General features: G+C 59.4%; 25 protein-coding genes and 4 pseudogenes. 14 read left to right on the top strand and 15 right to left on the bottom strand.

Translation table 11 applies throughout. The features are described from left to right. Positions 1-213 precede the first annotated feature (213 nt). Complete coding sequence (locus tag DJ75_RS10030; RefSeq protein ID WP_254921943.1) at positions 214-1299, bottom strand: glycerophosphodiester phosphodiesterase; 1086 nt, start codon at positions 1297-1299, stop codon at positions 214-216. Positions 1300-1582: 283 nt separating this feature from the next. Here DJ75_RS10030 and DJ75_RS18220 point away from each other — a divergent pair, with 283 nt between their 5' ends. Next, positions 1583-1780 (top strand): hypothetical protein, encoded by a 198-nt coding sequence (locus DJ75_RS18220; RefSeq protein ID WP_141212008.1) that lies wholly within the window; start codon positions 1583-1585, stop codon positions 1778-1780. Positions 1781-1980: 200 nt separating this feature from the next. Next, entirely contained in the window at positions 1981-2418 is a 438-nt protein-coding gene (locus DJ75_RS10025) for a TRAM domain-containing protein (protein ID WP_094524344.1), read from the top strand. Positions 2419-2466: 48 nt separating this feature from the next. Here the strand turns inward: DJ75_RS10025 and DJ75_RS10020 are convergent, their stop codons facing one another. Further along, positions 2467-2814, bottom strand: a complete 348-nt coding sequence (locus tag DJ75_RS10020) for a DUF6788 family protein (RefSeq protein WP_094524343.1) — start codon at positions 2812-2814, stop codon at positions 2467-2469. Between the two features lie 460 nt (positions 2815-3274). Here DJ75_RS10020 and DJ75_RS18215 point away from each other — a divergent pair, with 460 nt between their 5' ends. Together DJ75_RS18215 and DJ75_RS10015 are read left to right on the top strand one after the other, a co-directional pair. Next, a complete protein-coding gene (locus tag DJ75_RS18215) occupies positions 3275-3508 on the top strand; it encodes a hypothetical protein (RefSeq protein WP_176451435.1) in 234 nt (77 codons plus the stop codon). A gap of 320 nt (positions 3509-3828) precedes the next feature. Continuing rightward, complete coding sequence (locus DJ75_RS10015) at positions 3829-6372, top strand: PAS domain S-box protein (RefSeq protein WP_094524342.1); 2544 nt, start codon at positions 3829-3831, stop codon at positions 6370-6372. Positions 6373-6625: 253 nt separating this feature from the next. On the opposite strand, the gene DJ75_RS10010 is transcribed toward DJ75_RS10015, so the two are convergent. Then, on the bottom strand, positions 6626-7282 hold the full coding sequence (locus DJ75_RS10010) for a hypothetical protein (protein WP_094524341.1): 657 nt from the start codon (positions 7280-7282) through the stop codon (positions 6626-6628). Beyond that, entirely contained in the window at positions 7275-7880 is a 606-nt protein-coding gene (locus tag DJ75_RS18210; protein WP_141212006.1) for a hypothetical protein, read from the bottom strand. Before DJ75_RS18210 ends, DJ75_RS10010 begins: the two co-directional genes overlap by 8 nt. 285 nt (positions 7881-8165) lie before the next feature. Between DJ75_RS18210 and DJ75_RS10005 the strand changes: the two genes are divergently transcribed. Then, complete coding sequence (locus DJ75_RS10005) at positions 8166-8396, top strand: winged helix-turn-helix domain-containing protein (RefSeq protein ID WP_217900388.1); 231 nt, start codon at positions 8166-8168, stop codon at positions 8394-8396. Positions 8397-8543: 147 nt separating this feature from the next. Here the strand turns inward: DJ75_RS10005 and DJ75_RS10000 are convergent. Together DJ75_RS10000 and DJ75_RS09995 are read right to left on the bottom strand one after the other, a co-directional pair. Beyond that, positions 8544-8753, bottom strand: a pseudogene (locus tag DJ75_RS10000) (IS4 family transposase); the annotation flags it as partial. 431 nt (positions 8754-9184) lie between these two features. After that, positions 9185-9826, bottom strand: coding sequence for a MarR family transcriptional regulator (locus tag DJ75_RS09995; RefSeq protein ID WP_094524339.1), 642 nt, complete (start codon positions 9824-9826; stop codon positions 9185-9187). A gap of 218 nt (positions 9827-10044) precedes the next feature. Between DJ75_RS09995 and DJ75_RS09990 the strand changes: the two genes are divergently transcribed. From DJ75_RS09990 to DJ75_RS19090, 3 genes and pseudogenes are all read left to right on the top strand, one after another. Beyond that, the gene (locus DJ75_RS09990; protein WP_094524338.1) at positions 10045-11775 is read left to right on the top strand and encodes a site-specific integrase; all 1731 of its coding nucleotides are present in this window, start codon (positions 10045-10047) and stop codon (positions 11773-11775) included. Positions 11776-11808: 33 nt separating this feature from the next. Beyond that, positions 11809-12507, top strand: a pseudogene (locus DJ75_RS09985) (IS1595 family transposase); the annotation flags it as partial. 87 nt (positions 12508-12594) lie between these two features. Next, positions 12595-12853, top strand: a pseudogene (locus DJ75_RS19090) (transcriptional regulator TrmB); the annotation flags it as partial. Positions 12854-12890: 37 nt separating this feature from the next. Here the strand turns inward: DJ75_RS19090 and DJ75_RS09975 are convergent. Both DJ75_RS09975 and DJ75_RS09970 read right to left on the bottom strand, forming a co-directional pair. Then, positions 12891-13325 (bottom strand): PIN domain-containing protein, encoded by a 435-nt coding sequence (locus DJ75_RS09975; RefSeq protein ID WP_094524337.1) that lies wholly within the window; start codon positions 13323-13325, stop codon positions 12891-12893. Continuing rightward, on the bottom strand, positions 13326-13577 hold the full coding sequence (locus DJ75_RS09970) for an AbrB/MazE/SpoVT family DNA-binding domain-containing protein (protein ID WP_094524336.1): 252 nt from the start codon (positions 13575-13577) through the stop codon (positions 13326-13328). Between the two features lie 537 nt (positions 13578-14114). Here DJ75_RS09970 and DJ75_RS09965 point away from each other — a divergent pair. Next, entirely contained in the window at positions 14115-14381 is a 267-nt protein-coding gene (locus DJ75_RS09965; RefSeq protein ID WP_094524335.1) for a hypothetical protein, read from the top strand. 234 nt (positions 14382-14615) lie between these two features. Here the strand turns inward: DJ75_RS09965 and DJ75_RS09960 are convergent. Further along, positions 14616-14837: pseudogene (locus DJ75_RS09960) on the bottom strand (restriction endonuclease); the annotation flags it as partial. A 13-nt stretch (positions 14838-14850) separates the two neighbouring features. Continuing rightward, positions 14851-15693, bottom strand: a complete 843-nt coding sequence (locus tag DJ75_RS09955) for a hypothetical protein (protein WP_254921942.1) — start codon at positions 15691-15693, stop codon at positions 14851-14853. A gap of 76 nt (positions 15694-15769) precedes the next feature. Here DJ75_RS09955 and DJ75_RS09950 point away from each other — a divergent pair, with 76 nt between their 5' ends. The 3 genes from DJ75_RS09950 (at position 15770) to DJ75_RS09940 (ending at position 17515) form a co-directional block, all read left to right on the top strand. Next, positions 15770-16405: a helix-turn-helix domain-containing protein gene (locus tag DJ75_RS09950; RefSeq protein ID WP_094524334.1), complete on the top strand. Its 636-nt coding sequence runs from the start codon at positions 15770-15772 to the stop codon at positions 16403-16405. Positions 16406-16558: 153 nt separating this feature from the next. Further along, a complete protein-coding gene (locus DJ75_RS09945; RefSeq protein ID WP_094524333.1) occupies positions 16559-16993 on the top strand; it encodes a universal stress protein in 435 nt (144 codons plus the stop codon). A 123-nt stretch (positions 16994-17116) separates the two neighbouring features. After that, on the top strand, positions 17117-17515 hold the full coding sequence (locus DJ75_RS09940; protein WP_094524332.1) for a universal stress protein: 399 nt from the start codon (positions 17117-17119) through the stop codon (positions 17513-17515). A 91-nt stretch (positions 17516-17606) separates the two neighbouring features. Here DJ75_RS09940 and DJ75_RS09935 read toward each other — a convergent pair whose 3' ends face one another. Continuing rightward, positions 17607-18512, bottom strand: coding sequence for an SDR family NAD(P)-dependent oxidoreductase (locus DJ75_RS09935; protein ID WP_094524331.1), 906 nt, complete (start codon positions 18510-18512; stop codon positions 17607-17609). Between the two features lie 163 nt (positions 18513-18675). Here DJ75_RS09935 and DJ75_RS09930 point away from each other — a divergent pair, with 163 nt between their 5' ends. Continuing rightward, positions 18676-19323, top strand: a complete 648-nt coding sequence (locus DJ75_RS09930; RefSeq protein ID WP_094524330.1) for a 7-cyano-7-deazaguanine synthase — start codon at positions 18676-18678, stop codon at positions 19321-19323. A gap of 44 nt (positions 19324-19367) precedes the next feature. Here DJ75_RS09930 and DJ75_RS19380 read toward each other — a convergent pair whose 3' ends face one another. Further along, complete coding sequence (locus DJ75_RS19380; RefSeq protein WP_094524329.1) at positions 19368-19808, bottom strand: hypothetical protein; 441 nt, start codon at positions 19806-19808, stop codon at positions 19368-19370. A gap of 1 nt (position 19809) precedes the next feature. Further along, complete coding sequence (locus tag DJ75_RS09920; RefSeq protein WP_094524328.1) at positions 19810-20337, bottom strand: helix-turn-helix transcriptional regulator; 528 nt, start codon at positions 20335-20337, stop codon at positions 19810-19812. Between the two features lie 270 nt (positions 20338-20607). On the opposite strand from DJ75_RS09920, the gene DJ75_RS09915 reads away from it, so the two are divergent. Beyond that, complete coding sequence (locus DJ75_RS09915; protein WP_094524327.1) at positions 20608-20928, top strand: hypothetical protein; 321 nt, start codon at positions 20608-20610, stop codon at positions 20926-20928. Positions 20929-20963: 35 nt separating this feature from the next. Here the strand turns inward: DJ75_RS09915 and DJ75_RS09910 are convergent, their stop codons facing one another. Continuing rightward, positions 20964-21365: a DUF4864 domain-containing protein gene (locus DJ75_RS09910; RefSeq protein ID WP_094524326.1), complete on the bottom strand. Its 402-nt coding sequence runs from the start codon at positions 21363-21365 to the stop codon at positions 20964-20966. 94 nt (positions 21366-21459) lie between these two features. Continuing rightward, positions 21460-21786: a hypothetical protein gene (locus tag DJ75_RS09905; protein WP_094524325.1), complete on the bottom strand. Its 327-nt coding sequence runs from the start codon at positions 21784-21786 to the stop codon at positions 21460-21462. Between the last annotated feature and the right edge of the window lie 126 nt (positions 21787-21912).

Raw genomic sequence — 21912 nt, 5'->3', positions numbered from 1 at the left:
TCGCCCAGTAGACATCCATTCGGTCCGCGAAAATCCGCACCAGTACGGAGCGATACGACTGCACTGAAACGTATTGTGTGGTATATACTTTGGTGAGTCGCGCAGTTCAATCTCAGAGGAATTCGGGTTCTCGGTCGCGCGTAACGCGTAGCGCTATCCAGTACGGAGACTGACGGCGGACGACCGCTGACAGGGGTAGCTGCCGTGCAACCGTCAGGGCCGTCCGCCCGAGCCCGATGCGTCAGTTGCCCGCGGAAGCAGACCCGAGTAGTCGGCGGCGATACCGTCAACGCCGGCGGCGGCGAGCCAATCGGCCTGATACCACGTGTCGACCGTCCACACGTTCACGTCGCGCCCGTCCGCGTGAGCCTCCGCGACGAGGTCGACACCGGCGGTGAGTGCGGTGTCGTGGAACGGCGTCCCAGCGATGAGCTTCATCGGCGCGTGAACCGCCGCGGCGTCGTGTTCCCGAGCGATGGCGAGCCCGTCGCCGACCGACTCCCATAGAATGGGTGCCACCGCGTACGACGACGCGTTACGCATCGCCGCCAACGCTCCTTCGTAGAACGACGAGCAGAGGAACTCGTTGTCGTGCTCGTCGAGCACCTCAACGACGCGATCGACGAACGGCTGCCAGGCGGCCGCTCGGTCCGCGAGCGCCGAGTCGGAGAGTTTCTCGGCGAACCGCAGGTCATATTTTCCCGGATTCTTCAACTCGACATTCACGCCTACGTCCGGGGGGACGACATCGAGGAGCGTCGATAGTCGCGGGACCGTGTCCCCGCTACCGAGTACCTCCGCACTGGTGACGGTCGCAGTCTCGGTCTCCCAGACGACACCTGTCGCGTCCGTGAGCCCACGGCTACCGCCGTCTCGTCCGGACAGATTGGCGTCGTGAAACACAACTACATCGTTGTCGGCCGTCGGAACGACATCGATTTCGATGATGTCGGCTCGCCGGCTCGTCGTCCCACCGCCGTCAGCCGGGACGCTCTCGCTCGCGGCTACCCGCGCCGCGGTGACGGTGTTCTCCGGATTTTCGCCCGCAAATCCGCGGTGGGCGATGAGCGTGAGCTCGCTCGGTGACCGAGCGTCAACCGGCCCAGATCCGTCGTCGCGTCTCTGTACGGCGGTATCATCGCCTGCCGCGTCGCCGCCTCCAGAGTCGATCCCGCCGTCAGTATACACGGCGCCCAGCGTGCCCGTCGTGGTGACACCGACGGTGCTTCTCAGCAGTCGCCGGCGCCGCATCGTCCGCTCCCCCGCCTTCGCGGAGCACCCACAGGTATTTCGAGCCATGTAATTATGTCTCGGGGATCAAATAAATCGGCTGGTATGTGGTATCCGGAGGTGTCTATATCTATGGATACCCATCGGTCCGTTTTGACTCCGGGACATCTTACCATACTCGTTCAACTGGTGGGTAGCCGGCCTCTGGGCGGATACTGTCACAGCCGAGACTGCGGGAGGACTGTTCTATCGTACTCGTTGGGAGACGACAGATCGGCCACGGCAACTGGCCAGATGGTGTATCCGGACCGTGCTCAAGTCGGGTTTTACTAGAATAAACCTAGGACCTGGTATGACCGACTCGGCGTCTCCAAGCGTCTCTGTCTCGTTATCTGAGCCTACTAATGTTTCAACAGTCCTGGACCGGGCCGGAATCGATTACGTCACCGTTCATGAGCAGCGACTGCTGGCGATCTATCATACCGGAATTTTCAATGTGACAACCGAACCGGAGTCAGTGTCGAATGCGCGCACGCTCGAGATCGAATAGCTGGGAAGCTCCACTTCCGTCTCGTGGAAATGAGCGATCGCCACCGGAGCTTCTCGAAGACTTTGCGGCCGTGTTTGATGCTGGCGATGAGTCCTGAAGTGGTCTCTCGGGAACCTTGATCAGACCGACGGCAATCAGTTGAGAGCACTAGAAACGCTAGAAACAAGTCAACTGGCACGAGTCAACGCAATATACGATTTATGGACATCTCTGAAACGCTCCAGACACTGTATACTGCGACTGTTGAGCAAGATGATGGCAGCTACCAGATAACTGTGCCAGACCGTGAGATAGCCACCGGGACGCTTGCTGAGGGGGAAACATACCGTGTTGCGCTTATATCGACATCGACGTCGGATACCGAAGCCACCGACACGACTGAGGCCACTCAGTCAGCTGACCACGCTGGTCAGCAACACGAATACGACGGCCCGCCTGTCGAGGAAGGTGAACAGCGAGACGTTGAAATCGAGAACCTCGGTGACCAAGGTGACGGGATCGCGAAAGTTGAGCACGGTTACGTCGTGATCGTTCCCGAAACGAGTGTCGGAGACCGAGTCACCGTCGAGATACAACAGGTGCGTGAGAACGTTGCGTTCGCTGATATCGTTGATGACACCCTTCGTGGGGAAGTCTAGGACCGCAGGTTGGCACGAACGGGTGGTTATGGCCAACTTCCCACACCACTACTCACTTTCTGGCTTACCGACGTACTCCGATTTCATCGTCCCGTTCTCACGATAGTAGCGATAGAGATACGGCCCGTGCATATCCGAGGGATTCCCGCTGGCGCACTTGCAGCTCGCGTCGCCACAGGTGACTTTCTCTTTGACGACTGTTCTTTTCTCCGTATTGTCGGACTCCTCGACGGGTTCGGCAGTCTCGGGAAGCTCGTCGGTGTCAACCGACTGGTCGCGATACTCGATCAGCGCCTCGATGTAGTTCTGTACCTCTTGGAGCGTCTGTGTGTCCTGTTTTGGGAGCCCCTCTGCGAGATACTTCGGGAGCGAGGTGGGTGGTGATGGCTGGTTCATGCCTTATGTAACAATTGGGGCTATATTAGGATTCGGTTGCTACATAAGGTATTGACCCTATCTACCGCAAGATCGCGCTTGCGCATTAATCATTCAACTTCGGTTGAGGTGCGTGTCTACCTGAAGTATAAGACGGATGGCTGGGTATATCGCTACAGAGGGGGCGGAGCAGGCTTCGCTGAGGACGGTCCAGCTCCGAGCAGTGTCACACGCTCCCCCTCATTCCCCTAAAAGCTGTAACCGAGCGAGATATGCTACTCAATAATCAAGCGGGAGGACTTGGTGGCTATCCACTCTACGAAGCAGTAGTCGAAGATTGGCGAACCCCTAGTATGAAACTCAACTAATTATGGGAGAATCCAGTGACGACACACCGTTTCCAGTGGTTCCAGATACTGACGAGCATACTATCCTCAGCTTTCTCGTCCGGAACAGCGGCGAGCGCTTTACTTCACGTCACATGGTCGAACAGACGAGGGTGAGGGAGGGTGACATCTCCGAAACGATGGAGAACCTACTCGAATACCAGCTCATCTGCCATTCTGAGAATACTTACTACGTCGACCCAGAGCGCGCAACAGAACTCAAACACAGACTCGAATCGATTGATGCTGTGGTACGGCTGTTCAAAAATGCCCCGGGTGATGATTATAGTGAGGAAGGATGGGAAGATCGAATAGAATCGATACTGTAGCGCTGTCTCTTAGATCAAGTAGTCCAGATACGAGAGGTTGGCTCTGTTGAAACCCTCCGAATATGACATATTCTGCCTCAGTACGGTCAGTACAGGATACTCAAGAACCGCTCAGTACAGGGAACCAATGTACCGATGTCGAACGCCGACCTCTCTACGACATGTCAGTAGCAGCGTGCGAGATACAGAGGATAAAGTCATCATCAGATCATTGTCATTTCAATGGCCAAATATGAATTAATTTCTCGGTATCGACAAGGTCAATTTCAGTCCTAATTATGCTACAGTAGTTTTTTGATGATAGTAACACTTTGTAGACCATGCCGTTCAGTTCTCACCAAGAGATTCAGATTCTCCACGTCGATGATGACCCCTCCATCACGGACCTGACAGGGACGTTTCTCGAACGCGAGGACGACCGCTTCGCTGTCCAGACAGCGACCAGTGCCGACGAAGTGTTGGTGAATATTAATGACCGCCCGCCTGACTGCGTCGTCTCGGATTACAACATGCCCGGCACGGATGGCATCGAATTCCTACAGGCTGTCCGAGAGGAGTATCCCGACCTCCCGTTTATTCTCTTCACCGGCAAGGGCAGCGAGACAGTCGCCAGTGACGCTATTGCTGCCGGTGTCACCGACTATCTCCAGAAGGGGAGCGGCACCGAACGGTACGAACTCTTGGCCAACCGGATCCGCAACGCCGTTCGGGCCCGCCGCGAGGCCGAGCGGGCCGACAGACAAGAACAATTGATGCGATTGACGGAATTCAACGGTGATACCGGCGGTTTCGAACTGGACACAGAGAGCAATACTGTCGTGCTGACGGCAGGCACCCGGCGAATCATTGGCCGTCATAACCAACACGAAATGCCTCTGGAGGAGGCGCTGAAACTGTTCCATCCAGACGACCGCGAAGACATCCAGCATACACTCGACAAGGTGTTGGAGACGCGCGAAGAACTGTACGACACATGGCGACTCCAGCCGGGTGACGGCGAGGAACGTCTCCTCGACATGACAATTACTCCGGTTGTCGAGAATGGGGGAGAAGTAACGAAGCTCCGGGGGGCCGGTCACGATATTACTGAGCGTGAGGAGCACGAACGGACCGCTCGGCAGCGACGGAAGCAATTATCACTGTTTTTTGAAGAATCACCGCTTGGGGCAGTCCAGTGGGATCCTGAATTCCAGCTTGAACGAATGAACGGACGGGCCGAAGAGATTCTCGGCTACAGTGAGGCAGAGTTGCGTGGCGAGTCATGGGAGGGAATTGTCTCCGGTGACGACCGCGGACAGGTGGGTGATGCTGTAGAAAAACTCCTTGACGCGGACGGCGGAACCCACGTGATCAACAGGAACGTCCGAAAGGATGGCGAGGTAATCACCTGCGAGTGGCACAACCGTGTCGTCACCGACGCAGATGGGGACGTCCAGACGATTTTTTCGAAGTTTCAGGATGTTACCGACCGAGAGCGGCGGAAGACTGAATTAGAAGAGTACGAGACGATTATCGAGGCACTCAGTGATGCGGTGTACGTGCTTGACGAAGAGGGGCAGTTCACCTACGTTAACGACGAGTTGGTGGAATTAGTCGGCTACGACCGGGAGACGATTCTCGGGAACACACCATCGCTGATCAAAGACGAAGAGGCCGTACAACGGGCCGAGCAGGAATTGGGACGGTTACTATCGAGCGATGGCCCGGAAGGGGTAACATTCGAAGTGACGGTCCACCCCCGCGAGGGCGACCCAATCGTCTGCGAAGATCACATGGGCGTCCTTCCGTACGATGGCGAGGAGTTCAACGGGTCGGTCGGCACACTCCGGGATGTCACCGAGCAACGAGAAGGTGAAGCCAAACTCCGCCAGACCACCAACCAACTACAGGGTGTTATCGATAGCGTTGAGTCCGCGATGTGGATTCGAAGCACCGATCACGAGTACGTGTACATGAATCAACATCATCGGGACCTGTTCGACATCGCTGACGATACCGACATCGCAGGAAAACGGGCAGTAGATTTACACTCGGCGGAAGTGGCTGAGAAATTTCAGCAGAACGACCAAAGAGTCTATGAAACGAGAGAACAGGTCGAGATCGAAGAGGTCATTCAGACCGACGACGGTCGTCAGTACTTTCTCACCCGGATTGTCCCACTGTTTGACAATGGCTCTGTATATGCCACCTGTGGCATCGCCACCAACATTACTGAGCAGAAAGAGTACGAAGAAAAATTGCAACGACAGAACGAGCGTTTGGAAGAGTTCGCCAGCATCGTCAGCCACGATTTGCGGAACCCACTCCGCGTGGCCGAAGGACGGTTGGAACTGATTCGGGACGAGTGTGCGAGTGACCATATCGACGGCGTAGCACAGGCAATTGACCGGATGGACGCGCTCATTGAGGACTTGTTGACACTGGCACGAGAAGGCAGCCGAGTTGATGAGATCGAACAGATTGGACTTGCGAACGTAGCTAGGAACAGTTGGCAAACTGTAAAGACGCGACAAGCAACACTCGACGCCGACGCACCACAGGTCATCGAAGCCGACCGGAGTCGGATCCAGCAATTGTTCGAAAATCTCTACCAAAACGCCATAGAACACGGCGGCAACGACGTGACAGTGTCCGTCGGTGCGATAGAAGACGGCTTCTACGTGGCAGATACCGGCCCCGGAATCCCCGGGTCTGATCGTGAGAACGTATTCGAGGCAGGATACTCGACGAATGAGGGCGGGACCGGGTTCGGCCTGCAGATCGTCAAGCAAATTACCGACGCGCACGGCTGGGAGATTATCGTGACTGAGAGCAAAGGGGGCGGGGCCCGCTTCGAAATTACCGGTGTCGAAGAGGGTGCGTGACCGATACGCGCTCTGTATCTCACATGACTATTTGGACACTCCTCTGAGTTGGCAGAATCCCTGGCGATCAATACGCAGGCACGTTCTCACGGATAATTCACATCTGATATCGTGTAATAAGATTGTGGCAACAGTTCTATAACATCCTCATCCTGCAGTCGCGATAACCAGTGACGATGGTGGACATCGAGCTGCCCTCAGCATCGACATGGTGTTCCGCACCTCGTGGCACACTTTCTCCAATCTGACCCCTTCATCGATGTGGTGGCTGTAGATTCTTCATCTTGAAATCCGACTGGGCGACAAACTGTCCGGCCAGTTCAGCCAACTTCCGGGTTCGCTGGATGTCGGCAAGATTGTGCTTACAGAGTGGAAGCCAGTCGCCGGCCTGGAACGCATCCACTGCTTCGGCGCTATCGTCAAACGGGTCACACGTCTCCTCGCCAACAAGGACATCATACACCCCAACGAGGTCACTGTGATCATGGGTATTGAACCGGTCAACCACCTGTATCATATCGGCGTACGCAATATCGCCAAAGGGCCATCGTAGTCCATGTTGGAGAAATCGCGTTCGACAGAAGGGGAGATCGAACCCACCGTTCCACGTTTCACCGTTGAATGCGGTCACGTAGTGGGTGTCACCATCGAGTTGGTTCGTGACAAACGACGCGACCGCCTCGAGGAGTTCGCCCTCGTCAGCAGCGACGTCGAGTTGGGCTGTCCCAGTTGACTCCTCATCAAGCGCCCTCACCAGTGTGTTGCGATCAACCTTGCTGTGGCCGCCAGTATTGAGAATAAGCGATTCACCGAGACCGTGCGCAAACCCAGCGACGGTGATGACAGCGTCCGCATCGAATCCAGAGGTCTCGATGTCGAACGCAACTGGAGTGAGTCGTGAGTCACTCATGTGTGAGGTCGATAAGATCCTCAGATTTGAATCGATCTGCCGAGACACCTAATCGCTTCAGTAGGAGGTGCCACGAGATCTGACGGGTCTTCTGTTCGCCCATCGTCACGTGCTCTTCAAGAGACCAGTTATCAAGCACATCGTCAACTACCTCAGCAGGTACGAGTAATTTCCCTTCCTCTTCTTCGATCCCATATCTGACTGAATATACGACAAAAAAGTAAATCGGTGTGCGTGAATCGAACTGTGAGGTTTCAGCTATCAACTGGTCGTGATGATGCTTCCAGATCCGGAACTGTCCATATCGGCCAGGCTCGCTAGTACTACTCTGATAGCGAGCGACACAGGATTTGACCTCAACTTCGTAGGCTATCTCACCAGGGACATAACTATCAATATGTGACTCAATTGTCCCGCGGAAAGCGGTGCCAGATTCGTCAAATATGGCATTAAAGAGGCGTTCAGCGTTGTATCCTCTTCCAGATGCAGTTGACCGCCCATGTCCGTCACAGGTATTCGCATTTACCCTGTAGCGAATATCTTCTAATTTCATCTCGGGATTGATCACATCGGGGCTTGGAGAGCAGTTCTCTGTCATAGCCCACGCATCGCTATTGCGCCGAGGTCAGCCCCGGTAAAGTGGTGTTTAGCAGGTAGTTCAACAGCTGCTGAACCCATTTGTTGAATGAGTCCCTTCCAAGCTACTCCTCCGATCAGAGGCTTACTGTGTGATGCCATGGCTCACGAGCTAGTATATGTAGAATAGATATAAAAACCTCATCTATTAGTGAGATTATTTTCATCAAGTAGTTATCACACTTGATATATCGGTTGAAAAAGTGATGTAGCATAGAGGAGAACCGTGAGAGAGCCAGCCCCGTGGATGCAAATGCCCATTGACGACCGCATTCTTGAGGCACTAGCAACATCTGGGCTAGTCCTGTCTCCCTCCGTTATTGCGTTCAACATTGACAAGGCACGAAGCGAAGTAAACCGTCGACTCTCAGTACTTGTCGATCATGGCCTCGTCGAACGCGTCAAGCGAGGCTACTACAAGATCACCGAGATGGGTGACCAGTATCTTGCCGGCGATCTTGATCCTGACGAGCTCTAACTACTCTTTACTGGACTGAGATACAGAAGTAGCGTAGAATAGGTTGGCGTAGCGGCCCTGGGCCACCCACTCGTCGTCCTCAAGGAGGTCGTCGGTCTCCTAGATTGGCTTGATCGCGCCCCTATAGGTGACTTTCATCCGTCTTAGTTAAGTCTCACACCTCGGTTGTGTAGCAGTAACAAGCGTCTCTTGTAAGATTAGTCGTTGCTTGTGGGTCTTTTGAGCGTCTTCGATCAGCCGTTCGAGCAGCGGCGGTGGTGAGTAGCCGAGAAAATCACCGAGTTCGTGGAGTATGAGCTGGGCGTCCGACCGGAAGGTGGCCGCCCAGCGCTCTGTCGGAAACACAAGCTCACTATTATTAATATACGTTCCATCAAATGGAGGTCCCACCGGTGGAGTACCTCCTCGATTGGCAGAGGTGTCAGAATCGTCTTCTGAGAGAGAGGAAACCTCGTAGTCAGCTTCCACAATTTCTTCTGTGGGGATCTGGATCGTGCCGTCGTTCCATTCGATCCAGTCTTCGTGGAGGTGAGTCACCTCGCCGGAGCGGACCCCGAGGCGACCACAGGCAACGACGGGTAGCCGGCACTCCAGGGCGATCTCCTCGTTGTCGATGCCATAGCTCGCTCGGAGCATCCGCTCCCACTGCCGGGGCGTGAGGGCGTCGTCTCGTGAGTGCGAGCGACCGGACCACCCGCTGAGGGCCTCTGCCGCGGACTGCTTGATCGTCGTGTGCTCGCCGATCTGAACTCCCTGTGCGATCTGCCGGCGCCGGGAGTCCATGTCTGTCATGCTGACTCGCCGGTGTCCGCGGCGCCGTCGACGATGTCCATCAGTTCCGCGAGCGCGAGGCCGATGTCGGTCGGGGCGACCTTCTGGACGCGAGAGTAGTACTCCACGGCGCCAAGATCGTGGAGGAGCGGCAGATGCGTCTGCGTGAGCGCCACGTACGTCGCGTGCTGGTCATCGTCATCTCCTCCGGTCACTGGGTCGAACTCCTCGCCGGACCCGCACACGACCGCAGAGAGAGGACTCACCGGTGCGTACGTTTCGGCGTCTCGGTCAGCCAGGCGAGAGAGAAAGCGCAGCGTCTCGCGGCGTCGCTCGTTCGAAAGGATGGTGTAGATCTGCTCCGGCGAGAGGTCGACGTCGGCGACCGGGTGAGCGCGACCGCCGTCGGCGATCGGCTGGCTACCGTCGACAAGAGAAACCGTCACGTAGTACAGCCCTATCGAGACGATAATCAGGCCGCGCGCTTCGAGCTGCTCAAGCCGACCCTTCAGTGTGTCACGTGCCGCGCCGGTCGCCTTCGCCAGCTGGTCGAGCGAAACCGGCCGGTCGACATCCTGGAGGTGATCAATCAGTTCTGCTCCTGTCGGAGCCCCGCCAGTATTATCACCGGTAGGGCGCGTACTTTCTGATGTCGTCATAGCCGACGGCAACAGGGTACGGTGTTCTAGCACCGGGCCCGTTTCCTAGGGCACCCCTGCGCCTACCAGTTCCTTCTGTACGTTTGTATATAAATGCTTGGGATACTGAGGCTGTTTTATATACTAACACCTTGATTCTGACTCAGAAAGTGGTTTCGACTGTCCAATTGTTAAATTTCGCCATTAGATATTTACCTCTGGTATTTGTAGCGCAGCGTATGTCATCACTCGATGAATTCTCGGATGGGTTCCCGAAGGCGGAATCCCTCTACGATCCGAACCTCAGCGCCCAGTACGAGTCGGGCGAGCGAGAGCTCAACGCCGCGCGTCGACGCGTGGTCAACGAAGACGGTCTTACCCCCAAAGAAAAGCGGACACTCTACGAGTTCGACCGTGAACTTCGCAACTTAAACAACCGGGAAGACCGCCACCGGAAGATTACCCGCGCTCTCCATGTCGACATCACGCGCCTCCTCCAAACCAAGTCTGGGCTCCTACTCGACATCCTTGACGATTCCTACGACGGGAAGGATGCGCTCGACGAGTTGCTCGCGTGGATCCAAGACCAGGGCTACTCGAACAACTACATCCACAACCTACTGATCACCGTCCAGACGTTCGGCGAGGTGCTCGGCTCCGAGATTGTCCAGGACCGCGTCGACGAGATCAAGCCGGGTCGCTTCCGCGACGAGGGCAAACCGCCACTTCCAGGAAACGTCGTTAACTGGCAGGAGGCTATCGAGATGGCTGAGGTGCGGTCCAGTTGTCGGGACAAAGCACTCATCCTCTCTGAGTGGGGACTCGGCGCCCGACCTGATAGCGAGCTCCTCCGGCTCCAGTACAAGCACTTGAAATGGGAAGATGGTCACTACCAAGTGTCTATCCCGTGGGACGGGAAGACCGGCGACCGAACCATCCGGCTCTTCCCCGGGGCTGCCATCCTCCGTCGCTGGATCGAAGAAAAACATCCCGTCCACGCCGATCCTGAAGCCGAACTTGGCCCGGATACGTATCTATGGACCAAGCTCAACTCGAACACGCGAATGGACTACGACAACCTGTATCGAATTTTCAACGAGGCTGGAGAAGCCGCTGGCATCGCGAAGGACACGAACCCGCGGCACTTCCGCCGCTCCCGGGCGTCGTTCTTCGCCGGGAAGCCGACAGTGAGCGAGGTCGAACTCCGCACCCAGTTCGGCTGGTCATTCGACTCCAACTCACCACAGCACTACATCACTCGGTTCCGGACCGACATCGACCAGAACATCGCGGCCGCCGACGGCGCAGGTGTCGACCTCCTTCAGGACAAGATCAACGTCACGCCGATCGAGTGTAACCACTGTGGACGGTGGACCGAACGACACGTCAAAAACTGCGTCTGCTGCGGCGGAAAGGTTGAGCAGGAGCGTCACGAAGTGACGACGTCGGCGACAGTAGCTGACGGAGAGACAGACCTTCTGAGCATGATGATGAATGGTGAGGTGGACGCAGGAGATCTTCGGTCAGTGAAGAAGCTCTGGGGCGTAATAACTACCCGCGAGAAGTTCTACGAAGAGCTCGACGGCCTGATCGAGACGGCTGAGAGGGCGGCCGACGGCGATAAAACGGGTCTCTACGGCGGCCCGGGGGCGGTTGCTGCCGTCATGGCCGGCACCGCCGTCGACGTCGGCCACCGTGCGGCCGCCGCGTGGGGCCGCGCGAAACACCGGACGCTGTCTCTCGATCCACAAATGGAGCACTATCCGCCGAGCCGGGAGCGTGGAGCGGCGATCGGTGTCGGGCTCGGCGTGTACCTGCTCGCGGTGAGCGCCTTCATGAGCTACACCGGGACGATCGAGCCGCTGCTCGCTGGGGAAGCGACGTCGCAGGTGGCGCTCGTGCTCGGGCTCGGGCTGGGGTTCGCGATGGTCACCCAAGCGCTCCCCACGCTTAACGAGGTCGAACCTTAACCAACTTCGGGCGGTTTCGACGGTCGATGTTGGTTAAGTATCAACCAGATTGCGCCGCTCCTCGATCGAGCCTACAAAACGGTTCACACAGTGATTCGGGAGGTGGAAGCCGCGGTTCAGCGCGGCTTCCCCGCAGTTTGGAAGCACCTCGACCAGATCATCGATGGACCAACGCAAGTCGGCGAATCTGGCAGGGTTTGTTCGAGCTACAAAGGACAAGAGTCGCCGCGGAACAGCCGTTCTCGCGGCGGTTCGTCACGGTCTGGCCGGTCACGCTGGCGGGGGCGTCACGGTGATCAGCTGACGCTCGTCGCGGCGTGCCGCGACTCACTGCGCGTGATTCGTGGACACCGTGGAATCGACTATCAAGACGAACTTGAGCCAGTGATTCAGGAGGCTGAAGACCTCTCCCAGCCGCTGGGAGAGGTCTGGACCGATGGACTCCAAGCGTACCGAGAGATGGAGCGTGACCACCGAACAGTCATCCACAAAGAGAGGTACGTATCGCCCGACGGAGTCCACATCAACCAAGCTGAGTGCCCGTTTTCGATCGTCCAGCCGTGGCTGCGGCAGTTCCGCGGCCTGTCCAAGCAGGGCTTGGAACAGGCCGCTCACACCTTCGGTATCGTACGGTCACTCACTCTCGCCGGAGGATCTGTCGAGACAGCGGTTGAGTGTCTCGTTATCGGGTCTTTCCGCAATTCTACTAAGAGCCAGGTGTCGCTTCGATAATTGAGGTGATCTCTTATACTGTGGTGCTAATGGCCATAGCGATCGCGGACAGCCTCGGAATGGTCTGATCTGTTGAATCCGTAGAAGTCCCCGGCAGAGCTCTGCTGTCACACGCTGTTAATCAATGACGGTAGCCGCCACCGCTCGTACTGTCTCCTCCTGCTCAGCGACGTCGACGTTGACGAGAAAAATCTCCGGGAGTAGGCGGCGACGTATGGCCTCGAAGACGAAATCGACGCCTCGCTCCGCTACCTCGAGACGCACGGCGAGGTCGACGACTTTCGGCTCGCGGAGTGGGGACGAGTTCCGGGAGCTGGCGGCTGACTACGAGGGGCAACTACCCTGAGATCGGACATCGTTACCAGCCGTGCCGTCTGCCAGCGTCAGTTTGGGTCGTAGGGATTCGTCGCTGTATCGAGTCGGTAAACATCCTCGACAGCGTCAAAATCGTCGTCAAACGCATACAGGTAGCCGAGCCCCTCGGTTTGCATATACGCGACAATGCAGGCATCGACGAACGAAAGCGGTTCGTGTTGGCGGAAGAGAGCCTTCCCCGTCGCGAGGGCGTCAGTGGTGAGTGAGTCGATGTGGAAACGGGCGTTTTCTTCGATGCGATCGAGGAGATCCACGGCTGCGTCGTGGCCGGCGTGGGTCGTGAGGCCGTTGAGCGTTTCAGCGAGTACGTAGTCGAGGACGACTGCCTCAGGGAGCGTTCCATTGTCGATTCCTTGGAGCACGGGAAGCGCGGCATCGTGGGATCCATCCTGCCGGTATGCGGCGGCAAAGAGGACTGTCGTATCGATGAGTGCTCGCGGCATTTACTCGACGTCGACGCCCCAGGCGTCGTGATCGCTCGTCACATCGGTCGGTTCCTCACCATCGTAGCCGTCAAAGTCGGCGAACGTGCCTGTTTGCTGTCGGACAACGTGGACCCGAATGCTCCCGTCGTCTTCGAGATGCCAACGGAGTTGATCACCATCGTCGATACCGAGTTCCCGCCGAATCCGGGCGGGAATATTCGCTTGGTTTCCAGACACCTTGCTTTCGGCGTCAATTCTGTCGCTGCTCATACTTCCCGGTATGTGACTGACCGTGAAAAGCATAGTGTGCCGTCACACTACTCAGTAACAGGAGAGCGGTTCCGACGAAGAGGATGGTGAGCTATCTTGGAGTTGTTGGGAGCCGGCCGTCTGGTCGTCGGCCGGAAAAGGCACCCGGAAGCGGGTACACACTTTCGTTGACATCCTCTCCGCCCTGAAGGGCGAAGGTTCCCACGGCACCGTACCGCTGGGTTGGGGTGTTTACGGTTTGTAGCTGTCCCGGTGACGGCTACTGGCTGTGTCAATCAGCCGTTACTCCTATCCCGACTTGGGATTCAGAGGTACTTCTTACTGCATCCTGAAATCCACAACAGAAAGGGTGCTTTCTGTGTGGATTCGGGCAATCCCGATATTGTCCGATTAGGTGGGCGGGTAGACCGCCTCGGCTACCTAGCAGTATGACAATCACTCAGTTAAAACACCCGACCAGAAGCTCCTGGTTACTGTAGAGAACTGTCGGATTCATCCCCGCGCTGAAACGCGAGGCTTTCTCCTTGATTCTCCGTAATGGGACGGACCAATCCGACGTACCGAGATCGGTTGGGAGCGGTCGAAAACGAGTGGAGCGCGTTCCGACGAGCGCGACGAGCGCTCCGGGGCGAGGATCAATTCCGGTTCGACCACCTGTTCATGTACGCTCGCGATCGCGCCGACGCCGCCGGTCACCTCAACCACTCCGACCCGCTGGCGCCGGTGTGGATGGCGATCGCGCTTGAACAGGAACGCCGGATCGCCGAACCCGAGTTACGAGTCGACTCACTCACCGACACATAACCCGTGACGCGCACGCCGGAGTCTCTCGGAGACGGTCACCTCGCCTGGTGAACGCTCACACCGGACGGCGTCGCTCGCGAGGTTCACGAGGACTATCTGCCGACGCTCTTCGTCGGTGACGCCGCGGGCGGTCTGTACGGACGAGAGGGCGAACCTGATCTGTCACCACCGCCTCGGCAGGGGCTCTCGGATGCACTGCGCGAACTCCAGTCCTTTCAGGACGGCCAGGATGGGGCCGTCGGCCACGTCGTCGAGGTCGGACAACTCGATCGCCTTCAGCCGATCGACGAGCGAGTTCGTCTTCGTCGCCGTCTCACGGAAGTTCTCGAAGCCACCCGCCTCGTCGACGGCGACCGGAACGAAGTGCTCGATCAGGTCCGCCTCCCGCTCCGTGAGGTCCGTGATCCGGAACGCCGGCAGGTACTCCGTCACCGTGTAGCCCCACTGGTCCGTTTCGCGGGGTCGCCCGTCAGACGAGGGCCGGGGCGACGCCGAGGAGGGCGGTTCCGAGAAGGACCGCGCCGTATCCGGTAGCGACGAGGAATACCGCGCGTCGCGGATGGTCGACGAGGCCCCGGCGGTGTCCGACAGCCGCGAGGTAGCCAGTCAGCGGCAACAGCTGGAGAGCGTGGAGGCCAACGAAGTGGGCGAGGCGGAGGTCTCCGACGAGCTGCCAGCCGACGATCGGGACCGTCGGCTCCGTCGCCTCGACGACCCGTGACTGGATCGCGATCATCGCCGCTCCTTCGAACGCCCCGACGACGAACCACCCGATGCCGAGGAGGATGCCCGCGGCGAACGCCGGGTGGACATCGAACTCGTTGTTGCGCGCCCGGACCGCCAGCGCTGCGACCGCGACGGTGACGACGACGATTGTGACGCCCATGACTCCCCCGACAACCCCGTCGAGGACCGTCGCCTGATTGAAGTGGGACCCAACGCCCCGCGCGGCCTGTCCGCCGATGAGGGCGATTTCAATGAGGAGACCGACCCCGACGACCCGGGAGACGCGGCGGCGAAAGTCCGGGTCGACCGGGAGGTGGACACCGAGCCAGCCGAGCGTCGCGCACACGAGTGCGATCGAGCCGGCGAACTTCGTCGGCTTGAGCCACGCCGGTTCCCCGTTGACGACCGTTGGGTCGAAGACGATGCCGACGGCGAAGGCACCAAATAGGACAGCGTTGATCGCGGCCACGGCGGACAAAACCGGATCGCGGCGCCGCAGCTCTCCGATCGACGTGGCGATCGTTTGCGCCATCGTCCGCAGCGTCGTCCGTCCGCTCGTGGCCGCAGCGGCCGACTCGGAGTTCATACTACAGTGTTGCCGGGCGATTCATGTGTGTGTGACCCCAACATGTTGGTATCTGCCCGAAGCGGCGGTGACCAGCATGATCGACGCTCGGTTCCGCATTCGCCTCCCGGCGGACCTGTACATCGCCGACCTGTCGGAGGCGTTTCCCGACGCGACCTTTCGCCTCCTCTCCGGCGTCCGCAGCGGCGCCACCGCGAAGGAACTTGGTGAGGTGCTGACTCGGACTCCGGAGTCGGTCGCGGCGGCGTTTCGCGAGCACGATGCGGTCGACGCGTACGAGGTGTTGGAACGTACCGACGATCGGCTCCTCACGACGTACGAGACGACCGATGTCGACTTCTACGCCTTCGTCGAAGCCGGAGGGTTCCCGCCCGAGTTTCCGATCGAAGTGCGGAACGGGTTCTACGAGTTCGACTTGACCGGCACTCGCGGGGAGTTCGACCAGCTCCGAAAGACGCTGGAAGCGAGCGGTACCGAGTACGAGCTCCTCTCGAAGGTGAACAAGAAGCGGTCGGACCGACTCCTCACACGCCGACAAGAGGAGCTCCTCGCCGCCGGCCTCAGAGAGGGTTACTTCGAGGTCCCGCGAGGGTGCACGCTGGCGGATCTCGCCGACGTGGTCGGCGTGGACAAGTCGACCGCGAGCGGAATCGTCCGCCGAGCGCAGGCGCGGCTTATTGCGTGGTACCTGACCGACGTAAACGTCGAATGACGAGCGGGTGGGTTCGGCATAATTCTTTGGACTGATCGAAAACACACCGCCTCACTCTTCATCCTTATCTGAACACCGCCCACGTTGTTTTTAGAGGATTATTATATGTATAAATATCAATAAAAATATGCTCCCCGACGATACAGTTCACGTATGCACGTCCTCCTCCCGTTCGACATCGTTCCGGTGGACAGTCGGGTGCCACAGTCGGCCTTCGGCTTCTCGCCGACCAGCGAACGTGCCGTCAACTACGCCCTCGAAACGTTCGGAACTCACGACCAGTTGGAGGTGACGGCGATCCACCTCTCGGCGGACTCGATCGATCTCGAGGAGAACATCGGCGCAGCGGACATCAGACGACTGGCCGAGGAGTTGGACGTGTCGGTCGAGGTGTCGATCGAGTCGGTGACGGACGTCGGCTCGATGGCCGAGGTCCGCCAACGGATCCTGTCGATCGTCGAGCGGTCGGACATCGATACGGTCGTCATCGGTTACACCGAGGACTCGTTCATCGACTCCGTGTTCTCGGACAGCACGCCACAACAGATCCTCGAACAGGAACACTGTCCGGTGGTTTTCGTACCGTAGCGCCGGTGGTCCCGCGGATCCCGAACCGGACGGGCCGGGTGACGGGCGCCACCGGCTCCGGCGGATTCCCGATCCGCCAAAATACGATGAATAATTATGTAGGTTCAGTAACGACTTCCGACTGTGACGTATCGAATACTCGTCCCCATCGACGCGAACAAGGAGCGTACGGTAGAACAGACGGATTACGTGCGATCACTGCCGATGGACCGCGACGAAGTCGAGGTCAAGGTGATCTACGTCGACGAGGCCGATTACGAGGGCGCACCGCCGAGGGAGTTCGAGGACATCCCGTCGGCGACCACCGCCGTCGAGGAGATCGCCGACGCCGGCTTCCGCTGTGAGGGCGAGAAACTCGAGGGGTTGGTCGCACAGACGATCCTCGAGGCCGCCGAGTCGTTCGACGCCGACGAGATCGTGGTAGCCGGTCGGAAACGGTCGGGCGTTGCGGAAGTCGTGATGGGAAGCGTCACCAGTGACGTCCTCAGGTCGACGGACCGCGCCGTCGTGATCGTCGGGTGAGGTCCGATCCGTGCCCTCGGGATCGGTTTCGGCCGATCGCTGAACGGACGAAATCACGAGCGAAGCCGGACTCCCCTGCCGAGGCGGACGGTCACTCCTCGGCCAACGGCGGTTCCGTGTCGAGTAACGCCGCACTCTCCGTCCAGAGCCGCCGTGCGGCGTCGGGATCCCGGGCGGCGTTCGACGGCGACCGCGGCCGTTGATCCGCGAAGTACCGTCCAGAGACGTCCGCCGTCCGCGGCGAGACGGCGACGAACAGGATCTCCGCGGCGCCGTCGGCGACGGACGTGACCCCGGGAAGCGACTCGAGCCGTTGAAAGAGCCCCGGGAGCGGCCCGGGCAGGAACCGGCTGAAGCCGCTGCCCGGGATCGCGCCGGGATGGATGCTGTTCGACGTCACGTCACGGTCCGCGGCGTCGAGGCGTCTGGCGAGTTCCGACGCGAAGAGGACGTTCGCCAGCTTCGAGTGGCTGTACGCTCGGAAGCCGGTGAACCGGTCATCACCCCGGACCCGCTCCAGGTCCAGCGACGCCCCCTCGTGTGCGCCGGAGGCGGTCGTGACGACGCGAGCGCCCTCGCGGAGGTGGTCGAGCAGTTCGGCCGTGAGCAGGTACGGCGAGAGGTGGTTGACGTGGAACGTGTACTCGATCCCGGCGTCGGTGGTCGCCCCGTTCCTGAAGAGTCCACCGGCGTTGTTGACGAGGAGGTCGATCCCGTCGGTCTCCTCGCGGACGTCGGCCGCGAGTTCCCTGACCGCGTCGACGCTCGCGAAGTCGGCTCGGAGGAAGCCGGCGTCGACCCCGCTTCGAGTGAGCTCGTCGACCACCGCCCTGCCCGCCTCCGCGTCGCGACCGTGAACGATGACGTCGGCGCCGAGCCGGCCGAGCGCCAGTGCCGCCGCGCGACCGATCCCGCTCGTCGACCCGGTGACGACCGCCTGCAGTCCGGTACAGTCGATGTCCGACACACCCGCGCGGCTCTCCGGGAGATCGCTCATACACCCGATAGGGGCTCGACGATGAAAACAACGGCAGTCCGGTGCGGACGGGGCGGGTCGTCGGTCGATCCGGGCCGGGAGGGTGTCAGGGTTAGATGATGGCATTGTGGAAAGCACAGTGTGGTGAACAGAGCGGCGATCAGTTCGACGCAACTGAGCAGACATAAGCAACGAAAGCACAGTGGTTCCGGTAACCGGCGTGATGAATAGTGCGACAGCAGTCTACGAGGCGATCGAGCAGGGATACGAGCCGTACTTCCTCCATACGTCGTACGGGAAGCGCATTGAAGACAAGGCGTACGAGTGTGCGAAAGCGCTTGCTGAAGAGGCTGACGCGGGTGACTTCCTTCATATCGTAACGGGGCATCTCTCACAGATCGGGACATCGAGTCTGACGGACGAAGAGATGGATGTGGCTGACGCCGATATGGAGAGTGACGAAATTCCGACGTCGTACGTCCCATTCAGAGACGCGAATCTATCGTCGATGGCGACATCGTACGCAGAAGCGACCGGTTCGGAGACGCTGTTTGTCGGCGCGCGTTCGGAGGGTTTCTCCGGGTATCCCGACTGTCGTCCGGCTTTTTTCGACGCCTTTCAGAACGTGATCGATGTCGGGACGAAGCCAGAGACGGAGATAGCGGAGCGTGGCTCGGGACTCGGTGTGCCGTACGAGATGACGTGGTCGTGTTACCGGGACGAGGAGCCTGCGTGTGGGACCTGCGATGCCTGCGCCTTCCGGCTTGAGGCGTTCCGGAACGCCGGGTCTCGCGATCCGGTCGCGTATGCTGAGCGGCCGGAGTTCTCGTAGTTCGTTGCTAGTTGGCTGCGGTTCAGTTCGGGCAGAAAGACCACTCACCAGAGCGTTTCGATACGCCGCTCGATCGCTTTGAACACCGTTGAATAGACATCGAGTGGGTGGAGTGAAGCGAGATCGTAATTTGAGACTTCAGTACCGGTTGGTGGTTCGTGAAAATGGAGTCGGGTGTTGTGTGTGTTTGGATGCCGATCCCAGCGACACTCCCAGTGGGTGTTCTCTCTCCGGGTCTCGACGTAGTGGATGGAAAAATCTCCGGTTGTGAACCATCGAATATCGACTCTGGCGTCAGCGATCGTATCGGGATATCGGTCAGTGTCAAGGGTTGCGGTGAGCAGTCGCGGTTCGTGCGTATTTGGGTCGAACTGGGTGGCAGCAACGAGTTGGTCCGTCGTCAACTGTTTTTCAAGCAGGCGTAACGTTTGTCGATCGGGCGGGCCTGTCGAGTCAGCCGCTGAATCCTCTGGGGGCGGACTCATCTTATGCGGGGATGAGGTGCCCGTCGTTCTGTGAGAGTTGGCGGGCAAGTTCGTATAAGCGAATGTCTCGGATGACCCCCTGCCAGTCGCTTACTGCAGTCATGCGGTCGTGGATCGTCTCGTGGTCTTCGGCATCGAACACCGCAACGGTGGCTGGGTCGGTGGTGCCGAATTCGGCTTCGTACTCCGTCCGTCGCTGTTCAAGCGCTTCGACGCGGTCGATAATCGCATCGACAGAGAGATCGGTGGCGATCCGACTCGCCTCTTGCCATTCGAGATACCCATTATTTCGCTCGTACGTGGCCGGACGGCTGCTACGATCAGCGCGGACAATCCCCATCTCCGCGAGGCGATCGAGGTGCTTTTTCGCTGCGTTCGGGGAGCAGTCTGCGAGTTCTGCAACCCTCGTGTACGTCGTCGGTGACGTGAGACCGAGGGCCACATCGTAGACGCGGCCGAAGGTATCGGTTCCGTCTTGCCACCGTGGCGTCTCTGTCGCTGAGTCAGGAGCCGGATCGAATTCGCTCATGTGCGTCTCTACGGAACGAGTATCAATATATGTTTGTATCACTCAAATATCTGTGAGTCTTGTGTCGGTCGAGTTTTTTGTCGCTCGGAATTGACGCCCGGCAAGGTTTGTGAGTAGCAATGTGTCTCGCTTCCGGGCGTGGCTTGCTGAACTCGACCTCTGTATCGGTCGGATTGTTACTGACACATGTCGGGGTGTTTGTTGATACCGTGCTGAATAGCGCCGCGGGGAAAGCCGTCTTATTGACCGGGCTCGTATCACCGGTGTCGAATGGGGCAACGAACGCTCGGCGGCGACGACCTCACGCGCTTGCGCGAGACGTATCTCCAGCGGGTCACCGGTGCGCTCCCGAAACAGGCGGCCGAAGCGGGCGACTGGCCGATCCACCGCGACCACTGTTTCGCCCGCGTCGTGTTGGACGGCCTGTTCGAGGGGGTCTGGTACGACCACGTCGACGGCACCCCCGCGTACGAGCAGCTGTCGGCCGACGAACTGCGCGCGGCCATCGCGATCGCCGACCGAATGCTCGAAGAAGGCAAGCCCGCCGTGGAGGCGCTGAATCGGCAGTCGCTTCGGTGGCGGGATCACTGACCGGGACCCGAGCGGCGATCGCTCGGCCGGCTGCGCTACTCGCGGACCACGCTGTCGGTCAGCCAGTGCTCGTCGAGTTCGCCGCGTCGGCGTCGCGACAGCCCGAAAGCGTACGTGACCGTGCGGCCGTCGGGGCCGGTCAGCGTGACGCGTTGTACGGCATCATCGCCGTCGCGCTCGACCGGTCCCGTCGTCGCTTCGACGTGGTCGATCATCGGGGCGTATCGCGGGTTGTGCACCATCTGCCGGAAGCGGTCAAACGGGCCCGTCGCCCGTCTGTTCGCCGGCGATGCGAAGTTGTACGCGACGCCGATGCCGGCGTTCGTGAACGGGTCGTCGTTGGTCGCTAGCGCCTCGAGTTGGATCGCGACCACCCGGTCAGCATCGTACGTCGGGTCTGGCGTCGGGAGCCCAGCTATCGGGTACCGGTCGGACATCTGAGTGTCAGATGTAGGGGCGCGAGCGGCATTAATCGTCCGTTGAGACGGCTCTAGGCGTCGCTTGTCCTCGGTCAGACGATCCGAGAGCCGGTTATTCGCGGCCGTGAGCGACGTCGTCGCGGGCCCTCCGCTCGTCCGGGACGGAGCGCCGAAACCACTGTTTCGGCTCGGGAACGACGTCCGTGGTGATTCCGATGAGCAGCGCGAAGTACCCGGCGAGGCCTCCGAGCGTCGCCGCGTGTGGCGCGCCGCTTCGACGGCCAACCGACAGGGTCGCGGCAAGGAGCGCGAGCGGCGAGCCGAAGCGGATCGCCGGATACCGCCAGAGGCGAGTCGTGCGTTCCGGCCACCGCGCGAACGTGACTTCGACGAACACCGCGACGGCCGCACCGCCGAGAAACGGGACCGGGCGAAGCAACGCTCGCGGCGAACGTCCGTCTCGCCGCCCGGTAATCCAAACGGCGAGTGCGACGAGCGCGGCCGAAGCGGCGTCAGTGTGTCGTGTCGACACGGCACACAGTATGTCACCCCGTCGGATACCGAT

The sequence above is a fragment of the Halorubrum sp. Eb13 genome, from assembly GCF_002252895.1.
Taxonomy (GTDB): Archaea; Halobacteriota; Halobacteria; order Halobacteriales; family Haloferacaceae; genus Halorubrum.
This window is presented reverse-complemented; position numbering and strand designations above follow the sequence as displayed.

Coding starts and splice junctions, on each gene's coding strand:
- DJ75_RS09990 (WP_094524338.1), top strand. CDS start 10,045: ATGTCATCACTCGATGAATTCTCGGATGGGTTCCCGAAGGCGGAATCC.
- DJ75_RS09935 (WP_094524331.1), bottom strand. CDS start 18,512: ATGAGCGATCTCCCGGAGAGCCGCGCGGGTGTGTCGGACATCGACTGT.
- DJ75_RS09965 (WP_094524335.1), top strand. CDS start 14,115: ATGGGACGGACCAATCCGACGTACCGAGATCGGTTGGGAGCGGTCGAA.
- DJ75_RS18215 (WP_176451435.1), top strand. CDS start 3,275: ATGGTCGAACAGACGAGGGTGAGGGAGGGTGACATCTCCGAAACGATG.
- DJ75_RS19380 (WP_094524329.1), bottom strand. CDS start 19,808: ATGAGTCCGCCCCCAGAGGATTCAGCGGCTGACTCGACAGGCCCGCCC.
- DJ75_RS09950 (WP_094524334.1), top strand. CDS start 15,770: ATGATCGACGCTCGGTTCCGCATTCGCCTCCCGGCGGACCTGTACATC.
- DJ75_RS09975 (WP_094524337.1), bottom strand. CDS start 13,325: ATGCCGCGAGCACTCATCGATACGACAGTCCTCTTTGCCGCCGCATAC.
- DJ75_RS10025 (WP_094524344.1), top strand. CDS start 1,981: ATGGACATCTCTGAAACGCTCCAGACACTGTATACTGCGACTGTTGAG.
- DJ75_RS09945 (WP_094524333.1), top strand. CDS start 16,559: ATGCACGTCCTCCTCCCGTTCGACATCGTTCCGGTGGACAGTCGGGTG.
- DJ75_RS09915 (WP_094524327.1), top strand. CDS start 20,608: ATGGGGCAACGAACGCTCGGCGGCGACGACCTCACGCGCTTGCGCGAG.
- DJ75_RS10030 (WP_254921943.1), bottom strand. CDS start 1,299: ATGGCTCGAAATACCTGTGGGTGCTCCGCGAAGGCGGGGGAGCGGACG.
- DJ75_RS18220 (WP_141212008.1), top strand. CDS start 1,583: ATGACCGACTCGGCGTCTCCAAGCGTCTCTGTCTCGTTATCTGAGCCT.
- DJ75_RS10020 (WP_094524343.1), bottom strand. CDS start 2,814: ATGAACCAGCCATCACCACCCACCTCGCTCCCGAAGTATCTCGCAGAG.
- DJ75_RS09970 (WP_094524336.1), bottom strand. CDS start 13,577: ATGAGCAGCGACAGAATTGACGCCGAAAGCAAGGTGTCTGGAAACCAA.
- DJ75_RS09920 (WP_094524328.1), bottom strand. CDS start 20,337: ATGAGCGAATTCGATCCGGCTCCTGACTCAGCGACAGAGACGCCACGG.
- DJ75_RS18210 (WP_141212006.1), bottom strand. CDS start 7,880: ATGACAGAGAACTGCTCTCCAAGCCCCGATGTGATCAATCCCGAGATG.
- DJ75_RS09995 (WP_094524339.1), bottom strand. CDS start 9,826: ATGACGACATCAGAAAGTACGCGCCCTACCGGTGATAATACTGGCGGG.
- DJ75_RS10005 (WP_217900388.1), top strand. CDS start 8,166: ATGCAAATGCCCATTGACGACCGCATTCTTGAGGCACTAGCAACATCT.
- DJ75_RS09955 (WP_254921942.1), bottom strand. CDS start 15,693: ATGAACTCCGAGTCGGCCGCTGCGGCCACGAGCGGACGGACGACGCTG.
- DJ75_RS09910 (WP_094524326.1), bottom strand. CDS start 21,365: ATGTCCGACCGGTACCCGATAGCTGGGCTCCCGACGCCAGACCCGACG.
- DJ75_RS10015 (WP_094524342.1), top strand. CDS start 3,829: ATGCCGTTCAGTTCTCACCAAGAGATTCAGATTCTCCACGTCGATGAT.
- DJ75_RS10010 (WP_094524341.1), bottom strand. CDS start 7,282: ATGAGTGACTCACGACTCACTCCAGTTGCGTTCGACATCGAGACCTCT.